This window comes from Streptomyces sp. ML-6, from assembly GCF_030116705.1.
GTDB lineage: Bacteria > Actinomycetota > Actinomycetes > Streptomycetales > Streptomycetaceae > Streptomyces.
Genome location: NZ_JAOTIK010000003.1, coordinates 48,646 through 63,694, shown reverse-complemented (window position 1 = coordinate 63,694; position 15,049 = coordinate 48,646). Strand labels below are relative to the sequence as shown.

Genomic DNA, 15,049 nt, shown 5'->3' with positions numbered 1-15,049 from the left:
AAGCAGCCGCGCGAACCGGGCCCGGCCCCGCCTGACCCCCTCCCCGGAGGGCCCCATGAGCAGCACCAACCGCAACATTGACCACGCCCTCGCCTACCCGGAGCCGCCGACCTCACCGCTGTGGCACCACGGCAAAGCGAAGGCCCGGCCGCTCACCGTCGCAGAACAACGACGCAACCGCGAACTCCTGACACACGCGACCAGGTTCCCGTGCTCACCGCGTCCGGCCAGTGGGCCGGTGAGGCCGCCAGCCCCGAGACCCACCCCGCACCCCACCCTCCAGGAGCAGACCCGATGAAACTCCCCTTCTTCCGCCGCTGCGGCACCCCGCCCGAGACCGTCCTCGGGGGCGAGGACCAGGCCGTCGTCGACGCGTTCCGCGCGATGCTCGCCGCCCGCAAGCACCCGCAGCCCTGGATGCCCGGCGGCGCCCAGGACATCGCCGTGCGGATCGGGCCGTTCGTGGAGCGCGCGCACACCCGGCCCGGCGACGACCACGGCCCCGACATGATCGCCGTCGCCCTGGTCCACCCCGACACCCCGCACGCCGCGGCCTACCTCCACGGCCGCCAGCTCGGCTACACCAACCGCGGCTGGCTGCGCTGCAAAACCAGCGAGATCCTCGGCCTCTGGCAGCCCGCCTACACGATGCTCACCCACGCCGCCGCCAGCCTGCCCCTGCCCGACAACATCGGCATGGACCCCGCCCACTACGCCCTCTACATCGAGGCCCGCCGACGCGACGACAACCGAGACAGCTTCACCCTGCTGCGCCCCGGCCCGTACACCCAGACCCGACACGCCCAACAGGACTACGACCGGCTCTCCGTCGCGCTGGACGGACGCGAGACGACGCTCATCCCCGGACACCGCGTCTCCGCGAGGTTCGGGCCGTTCAACGTGAGCGACCACCAGCGGTTCACCGACCCGTACGAGGCCGACGCCGCGGCGCTCCTGGAGGCCGCCATCGCGGGGGTGAACGCGTGACCGCCCTGACGTCCTGATCCTTGCTCCACCATGAAGCCCCGCTTCCCGGCCACGTGCCGGGAAGCGGGGCTTTTTGCGTTTCGGGGGTCACCCGAACCAGTACATGCTGGCCGCCAGGTGTTCCGGCAGACCTCCAGGTCGGTACGCTCACGCCATGTTCTACATCGCCAATGTCAGCCCTCGCAGCACGGGCAAGACCACGAATTCCGCGTGGATGAGCCACGCCCTGCACGAGCGCGGACGTAAGGTGATCGGCTTCGACGCAGACGACTCGCGGCAGTTCAGCCGCTGGCAGGCCGCAGGCACCTATCCCTTCGTTGTCCAGCAGGCCGCCACGTCGGCCTTCCACATGAACGTCCCGCAGATGATCCCGGCCGGGTTCGAGGACGGCATCGGCATCGTGGACGTGGGCCACCTCGAGGACCACAAGGGCGTCGGCGCCTCTGTACTGCGCCTCGCCGACCTGGCCGTCATCAACCTCCCGCCGTCGATGAACGACGTCGAGCGCATGGAGGAACTCCCGACCAAGGAGTTCATCCAGGACACCGCGCCCCTGCGGCCGGACAGCCAGCCGCCCGCGACCTGGGTGCTCCTGTGCAAGGCCCCGACCGGCGTCACCGAGATCAAGCAGGTGCGGGAGTACCTGGAGGACGAGGGCTACAACGTCTTCACCACGGTGGTGCCGTCCGTGGTGAAGTACATGCGCACTCACGAAGGCAGCGACATCCAGGCCAAGGGCTCGGTGTTCGATGAACTCGTCACCGAGATGGAAGAGCGGGGTCTGCTGCCGTGAGCAAGTCCAACCCCTTCAAGGATCGCCAGGCCCGCAGGGCCGCCGCGGGCACGACGGTCGCCGTTCCTGGCCAGCAGGGCGGCACGCCCGCTGCAGCCGACGGTGACGGGCACAGTCACAGTCCGGCCCGCCGACCCTTCGCGCAGGGGCGGCCGGAGAAGATGATGACGCTCGCTGACCTCCCGGAGCCCATCGAGACGCCGGATGCGATGGGGGACCTCAGCGACGAGGAGGAACAGATCCTCGCGCTCTGCATGCGGGGGGTCCAGCAGTTCGAGGACGCCTGGTGGGTCATGGGCAAAGCCATGGCCAACATCCATAACCGCCGCCTCTACCGCAAGACGCACGCCACCTTCGGCGCCTTCGCCGAGGAGGTCTTCAAGAAGTCCCGCCCGATCGCCTACGAAGAGATGACCGCGTACGCGATCGGAGAGCTGCTGTCTGCACGTGCAGACAAACTGTTCGAAGGGAATTCGAACGAAGTGTCTGCACGTGCAGACACGCTCAGCATCGGCAAGAAGGCGGCTGGCGCCCTCAACCCGATTACCAAGGACTATGGTCCCGAGACCTCCGTCGCGGTCCACGAGACGATCAAGGACGCCACCGGTAAGACGGTCACCGTCAAGGCGATTACAGGCATCGTCCAGCGGGTGCCCCGCAAGGAGGACAAGGAGCTGTCGCAGGACGAGCTGACCGCGCTCGTCCGGGGGCTCGTGGCCAACACGCCCCAGCAGACGGCAAGCCAGCAGGCATCTGCCCTGGAGGACCTGCGCGGTGCCGTGACGCACCTGGAGGCCGCCCACCGTGCCCTCGCTCCCGCCCGTATCAAGAGGGCGCTCGAAGAGGACGCGGGAGAGGCCGCCAAGATCCTGGCGTCGGCCAAGGAGACTGTGGGCAAGGCTGTCGCTCGGCTCAACAGCTCCCTGCCGAAGACATCCTGAGCGTTTCCACTGAAAATGGCGGCGGCCTCCACCTCAGCTTGGTGGGGGTCGCCGCCGTGTGTGCGGTCGTACGGAGGATGGCACGCCCGGTCGTCGCTCAGCTCTGGAACTCGGCGCTCTTCATGCCGTAGAACGTGGGCTTCGCAGGCCGGGCCTCGGACTGCGACATGCTGTCCACGAGAGGAGCGAATGTATCGAGGAACTTGCCCAGCGCCTCCTTGTCCTCCCACAGCGCCGACGCGGTGCTGACGATCAACGACTTCAGGCGCTCCGACTCGGTCACGGTCTCGCTCGCTGCCATGCTGGGGTCCTCTCCTAGTTATCGGGACGATCAGCCAGCCAACCGGCGTACCCCGCCTGCTAGGTGGCCTTCGGCCAGGGGCGGGGGCGGTTGTTCGTGTGAAGGGGGTCGGTGAGTGGGTGATCAGGGCGGTTCAGCGGGAGCCGGTGCGAGGTGATCCCGGCATGAGAGGCCATGTAGTCGAGATGGGACCCAGAAGCCGTGAAAACGTGCATCACCTCTACCTTCTGACAGAGGAAGGACTTCGGCTTGCTGGCAGCCGCATTCCAGCTGCTGCCGTCCCGAACTACCTGCTGCGATCACATTTGGTGCACGGTGTGCCACACGAAGCGCCACAAGAGGGTGATGAGACTGGTGTGCATGGGAGGGTGAAGACTGTTCAGTTGTTCAGGTGAGTAGGGAGATGTGGCTGACGTGGCCGAAGGGTCGGGGGCGATACCGAAGCTGACCCGTGCGCACCGAGCACTCGTCGCAGTAGTGATGGCCGGGGCGGTGCTCATCGCCGCGATCGGATTCGCGGGCTCGTACGCCGCGGTGCGCGAACTCGCCGAGAAGAAGGGCTTCGGGGAGTTCTCGCTGGTCTTCCCGATCGGCATCGACGCGGGCATCTGCGTCCTGCTCGCCCTGGACCTGCTGCTGACCTGGCTGCGCATCCCGTTCCCGCTGCTGCGCCAGACCGCCTGGCTGCTGACCGCCGCGACGATCGCCTTCAACGGTGCCGCGGCCTGGCCCGACCCGCTCGGCGTCGGCATGCACGCGGTCATCCCGGTCCTGTTCGTGGTCGCCGTCGAGGCCGCCCGGCACGCCGTGGGCCGGATCGCCGACATCACGGCCGACAAGCACATGGAGGGCGTGCGCCTCACCCGCTGGCTGCTCTCCCCCGTCCCCACGTTCCGGCTGTGGCGCCGGATGAAACTGTGGGAACTCCGCTCGTACGACCAGGTCATCAAGCTCGAACAGGACCGGCTGATCTACCAGGCCCGCCTCCAGGCCCGCTTCGGCCGCAACTGGCGCCGCAAGTCGCCCGTCGAGGCCCTGATGCCCCTGCGCCTGGCGAAGTACGGGGTTCCGCTGGCCGAGACCGCCCCGGCCGGCCTCGCCGCCGCGGGCATCGAACCGGCCCTGCTGCCCCCGGCCCCGATCCCGGCCCCGGCCCCTGAACCCGCACCGGCCCAGGTCACGTCGGGCGAGCCCCAGCCCGAACTGCCCTCCGCCCCCGCCCCGCAGCACGAACAGGACGACCGACCCGTCACCCTGGACGGTGCCAAGGGAGGGCACCGGGGGACCGCTGGCTCGCCCGACACTCCGGTGTTCGCGGATTCCCGTACGCCGGACGACACGCACGAAGAAGTACGCGGACCGGGGCCGGGCAGTGCGAGGGCCGACGAGCGTCTCATCGACGCCTACCGGGCCTGGGCCTCCACCTTCGCCTTCGAGCCCACGCGTCGGCAGCTCGCGCTCTGGCTCCAGGAGCAGTACGGCATCGCCACCGCAGCCGGTGACCCCTTGTCCGACGAACAGCTCCAGCCCCTGCTGCAGGTCCTGAAGCAGCGCGGCGCGCCCCGGCCCGGAGACGGGCCCAGCACTCCCCCGGAGGAGACGCCGACCGAGGACACGTGGGACCACTACTTCTACACCGCGTGGCTCGCCTGCGCGGAGGAGCAAGGTGTGCACCCCGATGCTGCTGTCCTTGCCGAGTACGTGTACCGGCGCGACGGCATCCTCGGAGCCACCGGCCAGCCCGTCACCGCGGACGACCTGCGGCCCTACGTCGCTCTGTTCCGGGAGCGGCAGGCCGTGGCCGGGCCTGCCCCGGCACCCCAGCCGACGGCAGCCGACCAGACCGTCGAGACAGCCCCCGACCACGAGGGGGAAGAGAACCACGACGAGGTGCTCCCGCCTGGCAGTTCCGGTGAGCCGGGTGAGCAGCCCGGTACGCGAGCCGGTCGGCAGGACCAGGCGCGGGCGGCGGAGAGGCGCCCCGTCCACGCGTCCGGCGGGGAGAGCGGCGGCCGCAGCGTCGTCCAGGTGCGGGTGCCGAAGGCCCGGGATGAGGACGAGCCCGACGCGGGGGAGCCGGCCCCGGAGTCTCGTGAGAGCGAGGGGGAGCAGGGGACCGGGCGGGAGGACGGCTTTCATCTGACGGGCCCGGCGCGGGTGGAATTCCACTACAGGCAGTTGCCGCCGGAGGAGCAGGCGCGCTCGGCGAAGGCCCTGGCCCCGGCCCTGGCGGAGCTCTGCGGTTACCGGGAGGGCACGGTGCGGAAGTACCTCGGGCAGATCAAGCGGACCACTGGCATGTGACGTTCCACCGCGTGGAATGCGGGCGAGCTGCCCGGAACGCTGCACGGGGGTGGGGGTGGAATCCACGGGTTCCACCCCCACCCCCTTTTCGCTGTCCCGCCCTCGCGTGCGTGCCCGGCGGTGTCGCTTTCTGCCGCTGGGGCAGCGGGTGCGCGGTCGGGGAGCGTCGGGGCGAGGTCCGGCACCGAGTCGGGGGTGGAACGCTGCGACCTGGGATTTTCCAGGGTGGGTCAGCGTTTGGGTCATACCCCGCTCGCGTCTTCCGTGCTGCCTATCGCCGCTTGTCGAGAGGCGGGCGGTGCCGCATGGAGGGGTCGGTCATCAGCGGAGGACCGGCCGTTCCACGTGGGAGCGGCCGGTCGGAAAGCCGGAACGGCTCCGCCGCCGTGGCGGTGAGGACGGGGTGGAATTTTCCACGTTCAGACGGTCTTCCGGTCCGGGAGGCGACCAGATCGGTGGCCGGGTTTTCCACCCGGCCGCAGGCCTCGTCGGTGGGCAAGGGGCTGAGAGCGGGGGTGGAACGCAACCACATGTCTGGTTGCGCTGGGTGACGTCCCGTCGGCTGTGTCGGGTGCTCGTGCCGGTCCTGGGGCGTGCTGGCCATCCAGCATGGAAGCTCGCAGAGGCAGCCGTCGGCAGGAGGTCTGGCCTACTGGGCGGTTGACCGGACCCGCATCCAGGGCGACGGTTACCGCGTCAGGGCGCGGGTGGTCGCCCGCTTTGCAACCAGGGGCAAACTTTCAGTGAAACTTGAAGTGTGGTGGTGGGTGTGTCACTCTCGCTCCATGAGCAAACCGGATTTTGCGGCGCTGCGGAAACGGGTCGAGAAGGCCGAGAAGACCGCCGCAGGCTACAGGGCCGAGTGGTACGAGGCCGCCATTGCCGAGGCCATGACCTCGACCGAGTACGGCCATGTCTCCGCCGTCGCCCGGGAGGCGGGCATCAATGTCCAGCACCTTCGTGACCTCATCGGCAAGGCCCACCCCGGATGGCTCGCCCGAGCATCCGAGGAGCGCCAGGCCGCCAAGCCCAAGCGGAAGAAACCGGCGTGACATGAGGGCGGCCCCGGCCTAGCGCAGTTGCGCGTCAGCATGTGCGCAGCCGCAAGCACTGGAAGACGCGCCGACCTGCGGCTTTTCCGACCGGGTCAGCATTTGGGTCAGCGCCCCCGCACCTTCCTTCACCGCCCGGATACTGATGGCCCTGCACTCCCTCTCGGGAGTGCAGGGCCATCGGCGTTCCACCACTCGGTTCACCGGCCCCCGCGCAGTTTCGGGTGCAGTGCTCTTCGGCCATCCCTGTGCGGAGGGAAGCTGCCGGTGCGGCCTGCTACAGCAGGCGGAGGACCTGTTCGGTTTCCTCGTCCATGGACGAGCCCAGTTCCAGGAGGAGTTCGTCCAGCTGCCGGATCGACGTTTCAAGTGCGGCTTCTTCACCGAGCAGTGACAGCGCCCGGAACTTGTGGCGCCACAGGCACTCCATCTCCCGCGCGACGGTCAGGCCGTGGGTGGCGGCCCACAGGGCGCTGCGTGCGTCGCCGCGGGCGAGGTACCGCTCGGCGAGGTCGTCGGCCGCGTCCACGATCTCGGCGATCATCTCCTGGGTCAGGGATTCCGCCCACGCGTACCGGCGGGAGGGGATGCCGGAGAACGGCCGTCCGTGCACGAGTTCCAGGGCCTGGCGCAGCAGCTGTTCCCCGTCCGGGCCGTCGGTGGTCCGGCCGGAACGGGCCAGTTCCTGGAACCGGTCCCAGTCGCAGTCCACCTTGGCCAGCCGGTAGAGCTTGTCGGGCTGGGTGCTCACGTGGGGGAAGTGCTTGTTGCCCTGCGTGTCGGCGCCCAGCCACCTGCGGACGTCTCCGAGGCGGGTGTTGCGGGTGTTGCGGGTGACGATCCCGCCGGGCGCGAGGACCTCGTCGAGCTGGTGGTGGTTGGCTCCGGGGTGGAGCACCAGCCAGGCGGTCATCTCCAGGGCGAGGGTGCGCCGGTTGGACTTGACGGTGCCGCGGGCGCCGAGGAGATCGACCGTCCCGAGTACCCGCACCAGCGGGCGGTCCGGGCTGTCGGAAGGGCAGGAGGGGACGGGCTGCTCGGGAAGCGGGACGGCTGCCGGGCGGGCGGGTTCGGTCTCTTCCGAGCCGGCGGGGTCGGGGATCCGCGAGCTGACCCGGAGAGGGGGGCTGGACAGCGCCGGCAGCACGGGAGCTCCGGGGGACGGCGACGAGGTGGGCAGGGGCTCCGGCCCGGGCGTGCTCTCCTGCCCGGCGGTCGGGTCCGCAGGGTCTTCTGCGTCGTCGACATCGTCGTCGGTATCGTCCTCCAGCTCGGCGAACGCGGCCATCAGCCCCGGCTTGCCGACCGGCCCGGCCGCCTCGCCCGCGGCAGACACCCCTGGCTGCGACGGAAGCACAGAGGCGGGCTGCTGGTTCTCCGCCGACGGTGCGGATGCGGCCGGCTCTGGCACGGGGGCGGGCACATCGCCGGGCGCGTCCGCGGTGAGTGCGACGTCCAGGATGTCGGCGTACTCGGCATCGGAGCACACCGACAGCGCGACGTGGAGCGTGGTGCCCGGAACGGTGATGTACGGCAGGTCGGTGTCCACCGGCCATGCCCCGCCCGCTTCCTCCGGTACGGCGGTGCTGCTGGTGACCACGGCCACCGCCGGCCGGGGCTGTTGGCCCAGAACTTCCCACAGCACCTCTCGGGCCCCCTCGGGAGCCGGGCAGGAATCCAGGTCCGCGACGACGACCAGCGGCCACAGCCCGCCCGCCCCCGCCTCCTCCCCGCCGCCGAGCCTGTCCAGGGCCTGCTGCTGCTCCGCGTGATGGGCCTGCAGGGCATGTACCGCGTCGGCCAGGTCCGGGTACGGGGTGACCCGGTCGCTGTCCAGCATCGCCAGCTCGGGGGCGGTGTCCTCTCCGGCGACCGCGATGTCGAGCTGCTCGGCGAGCGGCGAGAGCGCGAGTGTCAGCGCGAGGGTCCGCAGGACCTCGTTGCGCAGACTGCCGGTGAGGTGAAGCGCGCCGGTGTGCTCCAGGTCGACGAGCACGATCGCGCCCTGGTCGTCCTCGCCCAGCGAGATCAGCCCCGGATAGGGCGGGTCGACCTCCCGGCTCTCCTGCGAGGGCAGCAGTTCGCCGGAGTCTGCCGGGCACCACCACACGGTGCTCTGCGAGGGGTCGGTGGTGAACGGGGCGACCGCCGGTGCGGGCGCGTCCAGGTGCAGCCGGACTCCTTCGGTGCCGAGCTGTACCGCGGTGAGGGTGGGCAGCTGCCGGTTCTCCTCGGCGAGGGCCGCGGCCGCGGTGCGCAGTGCCCGGTCCAGCACGGCCAGTTCCTCGCCGGCGTCCGCGCTGCGCAGCGCGATCTCTGTGAGGGCACTCTGGCCGGAGGGCATCGGGATGCGGCGGCCGCGGCGTCGGCGGCGCTGCTGCAGGATTCGCCGGGTGGCCAGGGTGCCCACGAGCCCGGCGGCCAGGACTCCGGTGGCTCCCAGGCCGACCATGCCGGCCCGCATCCCGGTCGTCGTCCGCCGGTCGTCGGCGGGGGTTGCCGACGGGGCCGGTTCGGCGGGTGCCGGTGTCGTCGTGTCGGGGGCGGGCGTCCCAGCGGGGGAGGGAGATGCTGTGCGGCTCTGGCCGGGGGAGGGGGCGGCGGCTGACGGCGGCTCGGTGTCCGGGGCCGGTCGCGGCGGCGTGGTGGTGTCCGCTTCGGGCGGCGTCGCGGTGTCGTGATCGTCCTGAGCGGGGGGCTTCTCACCGGATTCGGAGTCGGGGTCGGTCTGGTTGTGGGCGGGCAGGGCGAGTTCCTGGCCCGGATAGATCCGGTCGGGGTCGTCGAAGACCTGCCCGTAGGGCTGCTTTTCCCCCTTGTTCGCTTCGTACAGCTCGGGCCACCGGTCCCCGTCACCGAGCTGCTCGTCGGCGATCTTTGACAGGTAGTCGCCCGGCCGGACGGTGTACGACGCGGGGGAGCCTGCAGCCTCGTCCTGAGCGTCGGCCAAGGCCTTAGCCGCCTTGGTGGCGGCGGCCGCGGCGGGAGGCCGGGCATCGGCGGGCAGGGTGATGACCGCGCCCTTGGGCAGGTACTGGTCGCCGGCGGCGAGTTCGGGGATGTTGGGGTTGAGGGCCGCGATGTCCTTCCACCGCGGGCCGCTGCCGAGATACCTCTCGGCGAGTTCCCACGGGGACTCCGTGGCGGAGGCGACGGTGTGCCGCAGCCCCGCCTTCTTTGTCTGTACGGCTTCGTGCTGCACGGACGGGCTGCTGGTGTCCTGCCCGATGGTGTGGGTCGCGGTCGCGGCGACCGCAGGAGCGACCGTGGCTGCGGACGCGGCGGTCGGCGCGAGCAGTACGATGCCCCCGATCAGGAAGCTCGCCAGCGACTGCATGCCGCCGAGTCCCTTGATGCGGGGGGCGGAGCGGCGGCGCAGCACGGACACGAGCTCCACCAGGACAGAGACCGTGAACGCCGCCCACGCGACCCAGCCGATGCAGGTCAGGACTACGAAGAACAGCGTCCCGTCGTCCTGCTGGGTCAGCAGGTCCAGGCCGCCGGAGAGTTCGGACGGCTGGTGGCCCACCTTGAGCAGCAGGTACGGCACGCCGCCGACCAGGACCGTCAGGAGGGCCAGGCCGAGCAGGGACCGCAGCAGGGTGACGACGGCGCGCAGCGGGGCGGGGATGCGGGGGGCCATGGTCGGCTCAGCCTCCGGAGGCTTGGGTCTGCAGGTGGGCTTTCGCGGTGCCGGTCACGGTGATCGTTCCCACGCCGACGAACTGCGCGAAGTACGTGTCGTAGGTGGCGTGGACGGTGACGGTGAGGCTCTGTCCGCCGTCGGTGATCTGTACGTCGCCCTGGACGCCGGCGGCGGCGAGGTAGTCCTGGACGGCCCCGACAGCGGCGTCCGGGTCGATCGTGATGGCGGTGCCCTCGATGGCCTGGGCGGGGTCAAGCTGCTGGCCGGCGGTGCGGGCGGCCTCCTGGGCGAGCGAGGTGGCGCGGTTGCCGGCGTTCAGTGCGCCGCCGCCGTCGACGAGCAGCCCCATCACCATCAGGATCGCGAGCGAGGACAGTGCGAAGAACAGGGACATCGATCCGCGGTCACGGCGAGCGGCCAGTGCCGTACGCCGCCGGTCCACGAAACAGCGGACCGTGGTGTTCACTGGCGCCCCCGGTAGGTGTCGATGGGACTGGTCCACGACGCGGTCAGCGTCTTGGCCCCGGGCAGGCCCGGCAGCCCGATGTCGGAAAGGTTCGCCGTGCAGGCGACCGTGGCCGTCACGGTCGCTTCCACGCCGATGTCGAGGGCGTAGCCGGAGGTGTCGACCACGACGCTGGAGGTTCGGCACGTGATGCCCTCGCCCTGGAGGCTGCGGGCGGCCGCGTCCTGGGCCTGGGCCTGGGCGCTGGAGGCATCCCGCTCCAGGGACGCGGCCCGGGCGGCAGCGCGGGCGGCGGAGTCTACGGCTCCGTCGGCGTCCGTCACCCGTCCGAAGGCGATCATGAGCAGGAGCAGGGCGATCATCACGGGCGCCAGGACCGCGGTCTCCACCGCGTAGGAGCCCCGGTCGCGGCGCAGCCCCCGCAGCAGCCGACGGCTGAGGGCGGGGGCCGTCACGGTACCGCTACTGCCGTGAGTTCCTGCTGGCCAGAAGTGCCCTGGCGGGACAGCAGCGCAGGCCAGCTCTGGTTCACCTGGTTGCCGCAAGATCTCGACCATTTGTCATGATTCCTGACCGAATGTGGAAAAGCGTGGTGGACAGACGTTCCGAATGAACTGAGGCACTCATGGCGCTCGCGGCAGTCCGTTCGATCGGCTCGGCCCGAGGGCTGCGTTCCGAGCAGGAACGTGAGGACTTCGAGCAGGAGCTGGTCGACCAGTACGCCCTGGCGATGGTCGGGGCTGGCCTGGCGGACAGCACGGTCGCGGAAGAGCGAGGGGGCGTATTCGAGTTCGTCCGGTTCCTGGGCCGCCCGATGTGGACTGCTGAGCCGGCCGACGCGGACCGCTTCCTCGCCTACCAGCGCAAAGACCGCGGGCTGGCCAAAACGACGGTGCAGAAGAAAGCGCAGACCGTCGCCGGGTTCTACGACTTCCTCCTGAACCGCTACCAGGGCGAGATCCACGCCCTGACCGGCCACACGCTCATCCAGCCCATCGACGAGTTCAACCGACCGGCCCGGATCGGCGACGGGTCGGTGCGCGTGCCCCCAACGGACCCCGAAGTGGACCATCTCTTCACAAGCTGGGGCACGGCGCTGCCCGGCGCCAGGAAGTACCTGCCGGCGGCACGGAACTACTTCGCCGCCTCTCTGTGGCGCCGCGCTGGGCTCAGGATCAACGAGACGGTCATGCTCGACATCCGTGACTGGCGCCCCGACCTGGGGGAAAAGGGCAAACTGCACGTTCGCCACGGGAAGGGCAGCCGCGGGCGAGGGCCGAAGACCCGCTTCGTCCCCGGCATCAACTCCGTCGACACGCTCATGAACTGGTGGCTGACCGACATCCGACACCAGTTCGGCGACGACTGGCAGCGCCCCGACGCCCCCCTGCTGCCCAGCGAGCGCCACGACCCCGTCACCGGCTACTGCACCCGGGTGGGCGATGACGCACTGCGCTCGGGCCTCGCCCAGGCCGTGGCGACCTGGCTGCCAGAGTGGAACGACCGCCTCACCCCGCACGGCCTGCGGCACTACTGCGCCTCGTCGCTGTACCTGCGAGGCCTCGATCTCAAAGCGATCCAGGAGGTCCTCGGCCACGAATGGCTTTCCACTACAACCCGGTACATTCACGTCCATACCAACCACATCGAGAGGGCCTGGGAAAGCGCCAACGACCGCGTGACCGCCCGGCTCTGCGGAGAGGCGAGGTGACCTGGTGCGCTGGCAACTTCGCATGAGGGCGGCCGAACAAGGGATCTGGAAGTCCACCGAACTGCGCCGCCGGCTGGCCGACGCCGGGCTGGAGATCAGCGCGGGCAAGATGTCAGCCCTGTGGACCGGCACGCCCACCATGATTCGCCTCGACGACCTGGACGTGATGTGCGCCGTCCTGGAATGCAGCCCTACCGACCTGCTCATCTGCGAGCCGGACAAGGTCGCCGCACGCAGACCCGCCACACCCGCCCAACTCGCCGAAGCGGCAGGGGGATCGGTGGTCACTCCACGGTTCGGGCGCAACCGCTCGGCGCCGCCGGCGTGAAGCGCAACCACCCCCGCGTGTGCCCCGCGTGCCGCAGGAGACCGGTCGCCACCAGCAGGGCCGAGTCCTGTTACGACTGCATGCCCGGCGGTCCTCACACCCCTCCGTCCTGCACACGCTGCGGATCGGACCGCGACTACTACTCCAGCGGCCTGTGCCGGTTGTGCCACCACTTCGCGCCCCAGCCGCCGGACGCCTGCCGGGACTGCCACGCCTGGGGCGTGACCCGGCACAGCAAGTGGCTGTGCCGGGCCTGTACCGCATGGCGCGCACGCCCCGACCGGTACCCGTTGACGGACTGCCCCATCTGCGGCCACCACCGCCCCACCAAGACCGGCGGCACCTGCCGCCTGTGCTGGCGGCAGAGAGCCGCCGAACGAATCCGCCGTCACGACAAGACCATCACCACGGCCGACGCCAACCGGCACGGCCAGCAGTTGTTCATCGCCCTGCCCACCCGGAACAGCCGCCAGGCCGACCCGCGCCCCGACCTCCACCAGGTGCCTCAGCACCCGGGCACGGTCGAACACCAGCAACTGGTCTTCTTCGAGATGACCCACGACCTCGCCGCAGGCCTTCGCACCAACTTTCCCGAACCGCGCGACCTTGCCCTGGCAGACTTCCTCGATCACTTCACCAGCGAGTGGGCCGCACGGCACGGCTGGTCCAAGAACCCCACCAACCGGGCCCGCCGGGCGATGAGAATCCTCCTCGGCACCCAGGACACCCCCGGAGCCCCGATCCGATCCGGAGATGTCAGGCAACTCTCCGCCATCGCCCTTCCCACCTCCACGGTGACCGAGATCCTGTCCGCGGCAGACCTGCTCGAAGACGACCTCGATCCGACCGTGGTGACCTGGTTTCACCGCCATACCGCCGGCCTGCCCGACCCCATGACGAAGGAACTGCAGATCTGGTTCGACGTCATACTCCACGGCAGCAGCACCCCTCCCCGCCGCACGCCGCGTTCCCCCACCACCATCCGCCTCAACCTCGCCTGGGCACTCCCCGCCCTGAAGCAGTGGGCCGCGGACGGCCACACTTCCTTGCGCGAGATCACCAAAGAGCATGTCGAGGACGCTCTCCCCGACAACGGCACCCCACGCTCCCACCGCATCCAGGGGCTCCGGTCGGTCTTCTATCTGCTCAAAGGACGCCGGGTCCTGTTCGCCAACCCCACAGCCCGCATCCCCGTCGGCCGAGCCGAGTACCGAGACCCCTTGCCTCTCGCTCCCGCCGCCGTACGCCAACGCCTGGGCAGCGACAACCCCGCCGCAGCGCTCGTGGCCGCCCTGCTCGCCTTCCACGCCCTCATGCCCGGACAGGTACGTCGTCTGCTCCTGACGAACCTCCGCGACGGCACCCTGTACATCGACGATCGGGTCATCCCTCTTGCCCAACCCGTCCGAGAACGGCTCGTCACCTACCTCGATCACCGCCAGCAACGCTGGCCGCGCACGACCAACCCCTACTTGCTGATCAATCAGCACACCGCAGGTCGCGCCGAGGCGTCGGGCCCCGTGTGGTTCTACCGTCTCCTGGGCATGACGCCGCGACACCTGCGCGAGGACCGCATCCTTGATGAGGTCCGAGCTACGGACGGAGACCTCCGCCGGGTTTGCGACCTGTTCGGCATGAGCATCCACGGGGCCGCCCGGTACACCGGAACACTCGATCACCCCGCGGTGCGTCACCTTTTCGAGCGGGCAGTGGTCCGCCACCGCTCCGGTTCCTGAACCCAATGATTTGATAGTCATCAGAGGCACCCCCTTCCCGTGGGTTCGTGACGGTCGATACTTCAGAAATCGCGAACTACCGGGGGACGTTGGTCCAGCGCTCGACGGGGGCGGCGGCGTGCTGGACGACGTCCAGCGTCAGGCCGGGGACCAGCGTGGCGACACTGCCGCGCACGGTGATGCGGATCTCCTGCGCACTGCTGCCGGCCGATGACACGCTCGCGCCTTGGACGCTGCCGCCGAACCGGTTCAGGAATTCCTGAGCCTGGGCGACGCCGTCGCCCTCGCCGGCGCCGAACTGCCGCCCGGCCTCCACGCCCTGGCGGGCGGCGGACTGGGCGACCTTGCGCGCGTGGTAGTACAGGCCGACCTGGACGGCGGTGAAGATCAGCGCGAGGACGACGACGGCCAGGACCGCGAACTCGACGCTGCCGAAACCGCGGTCGCCCCGCGCCCGCCGCCGAAGGAGCGCTGCTACACGTCGTCCTGGACGTGTCAGCCTCCCCCCGCCTGTTCGGGGCTCGTGTGCGTGCTTCATCTTCCTCGGCTTCTTCGACGTGATGGTGATGCGGGTGCGGGGTGTGGTCAGCCGCCGTTGATGATGCCGATCTTCTCCAGGAGCTTGGTGCGGATCGCCAGCACCAGCAGGCCGGCGCCGACCAGCAGCGCACCGGCGATCACCGCCAGTTCGGTGGAGGTCTGCCCGGCGTCCTTGGCGGCTTTCAGGGCCGCGTACCGGCCGCGGATCCACACGGTCAGGGTCTGGATGTCCATGATCGTTCTT

15 protein-coding genes are annotated in these 15,049 nt (G+C 70.1%); 9 read left to right on the top strand and 6 right to left on the bottom strand.

Annotated elements, in window-relative coordinates:
• The first annotated feature begins 55 nt into the window (after positions 1 to 55).
• From OCT49_RS38380 to OCT49_RS38365, 4 genes are all read left to right on the top strand, one after another.
• Complete coding sequence (locus OCT49_RS38380; RefSeq protein WP_283856815.1) at positions 56 to 298, top strand: hypothetical protein; 243 nt, start codon at positions 56 to 58, stop codon at positions 296 to 298.
• Complete coding sequence (locus tag OCT49_RS38375) at positions 295 to 987, top strand: hypothetical protein (protein ID WP_283856814.1); 693 nt, start codon at positions 295 to 297, stop codon at positions 985 to 987. Before OCT49_RS38380 ends, OCT49_RS38375 begins: the two co-directional genes overlap by 4 nt.
• Before the next feature lie 154 nt (positions 988 to 1,141).
• Entirely contained in the window at positions 1,142 to 1,780 is a 639-nt protein-coding gene (locus OCT49_RS38370; protein ID WP_283856813.1) for a ParA family partition ATPase, read from the top strand.
• The gene (locus OCT49_RS38365; RefSeq protein WP_283856812.1) at positions 1,777 to 2,721 is read left to right on the top strand and encodes a hypothetical protein; all 945 of its coding nucleotides are present in this window, start codon (positions 1,777 to 1,779) and stop codon (positions 2,719 to 2,721) included. Before OCT49_RS38370 ends, OCT49_RS38365 begins: the two co-directional genes overlap by 4 nt.
• Before the next feature lie 97 nt (positions 2,722 to 2,818).
• Here OCT49_RS38365 and OCT49_RS38360 read toward each other — a convergent pair whose 3' ends face one another.
• The gene (locus OCT49_RS38360) at positions 2,819 to 3,022 is read right to left on the bottom strand and encodes a hypothetical protein (protein ID WP_283856811.1); all 204 of its coding nucleotides are present in this window, start codon (positions 3,020 to 3,022) and stop codon (positions 2,819 to 2,821) included.
• A gap of 480 nt (positions 3,023 to 3,502) precedes the next feature.
• On the opposite strand from OCT49_RS38360, the gene OCT49_RS38355 reads away from it, so the two are divergent.
• Both OCT49_RS38355 and OCT49_RS38350 read left to right on the top strand, forming a co-directional pair.
• A complete protein-coding gene (locus tag OCT49_RS38355) occupies positions 3,503 to 5,326 on the top strand; it encodes a DUF2637 domain-containing protein (protein WP_283856868.1) in 1,824 nt (607 codons plus the stop codon).
• 785 nt (positions 5,327 to 6,111) lie between these two features.
• Positions 6,112 to 6,378, top strand: a complete 267-nt coding sequence (locus OCT49_RS38350; RefSeq protein ID WP_283856810.1) for a hypothetical protein — start codon at positions 6,112 to 6,114, stop codon at positions 6,376 to 6,378.
• Between the two features lie 277 nt (positions 6,379 to 6,655).
• On the opposite strand, the gene OCT49_RS38345 is transcribed toward OCT49_RS38350, so the two are convergent.
• The 3 genes from OCT49_RS38345 to OCT49_RS38335 all read right to left on the bottom strand — a co-directional run bounded on the left by OCT49_RS38345 (position 6,656) and on the right by OCT49_RS38335 (position 10,945).
• Positions 6,656 to 10,021, bottom strand: a complete 3,366-nt coding sequence (locus OCT49_RS38345; RefSeq protein WP_283856809.1) for a LysM peptidoglycan-binding domain-containing protein — start codon at positions 10,019 to 10,021, stop codon at positions 6,656 to 6,658.
• Positions 10,022 to 10,028: 7 nt separating this feature from the next.
• Positions 10,029 to 10,418 carry a pilus assembly protein TadG-related protein gene (locus OCT49_RS38340; protein WP_283856808.1) on the bottom strand — a complete coding sequence of 130 codons (390 nt, stop codon included), beginning with the start codon at positions 10,416 to 10,418 and terminating at the stop codon, positions 10,029 to 10,031.
• A gap of 68 nt (positions 10,419 to 10,486) precedes the next feature.
• Entirely contained in the window at positions 10,487 to 10,945 is a 459-nt protein-coding gene (locus OCT49_RS38335; protein WP_283856807.1) for a TadE family protein, read from the bottom strand.
• A gap of 170 nt (positions 10,946 to 11,115) precedes the next feature.
• On the opposite strand from OCT49_RS38335, the gene OCT49_RS38330 reads away from it, so the two are divergent.
• From OCT49_RS38330 to OCT49_RS38320, 3 genes are all read left to right on the top strand, one after another.
• Positions 11,116 to 12,201: a tyrosine-type recombinase/integrase gene (locus tag OCT49_RS38330; RefSeq protein ID WP_283856806.1), complete on the top strand. Its 1,086-nt coding sequence runs from the start codon at positions 11,116 to 11,118 to the stop codon at positions 12,199 to 12,201.
• Positions 12,202 to 12,205: 4 nt separating this feature from the next.
• A complete protein-coding gene (locus OCT49_RS38325) occupies positions 12,206 to 12,529 on the top strand; it encodes a helix-turn-helix domain-containing protein (protein WP_283856805.1) in 324 nt (107 codons plus the stop codon).
• Between the two features lie 80 nt (positions 12,530 to 12,609).
• Positions 12,610 to 14,265: a site-specific integrase gene (locus OCT49_RS38320; RefSeq protein WP_283856804.1), complete on the top strand. Its 1,656-nt coding sequence runs from the start codon at positions 12,610 to 12,612 to the stop codon at positions 14,263 to 14,265.
• Positions 14,266 to 14,341: 76 nt separating this feature from the next.
• On the opposite strand, the gene OCT49_RS38315 is transcribed toward OCT49_RS38320, so the two are convergent.
• Complete coding sequence (locus OCT49_RS38315; RefSeq protein WP_283856803.1) at positions 14,342 to 14,803, bottom strand: TadE/TadG family type IV pilus assembly protein; 462 nt, start codon at positions 14,801 to 14,803, stop codon at positions 14,342 to 14,344.
• Positions 14,804 to 14,850: 47 nt separating this feature from the next.
• Positions 14,851 to 15,039 carry an LPXTG cell wall anchor domain-containing protein gene (locus tag OCT49_RS38310; RefSeq protein ID WP_283856802.1) on the bottom strand — a complete coding sequence of 63 codons (189 nt, stop codon included), beginning with the start codon at positions 15,037 to 15,039 and terminating at the stop codon, positions 14,851 to 14,853.
• Positions 15,040 to 15,049 lie beyond the last annotated feature (10 nt).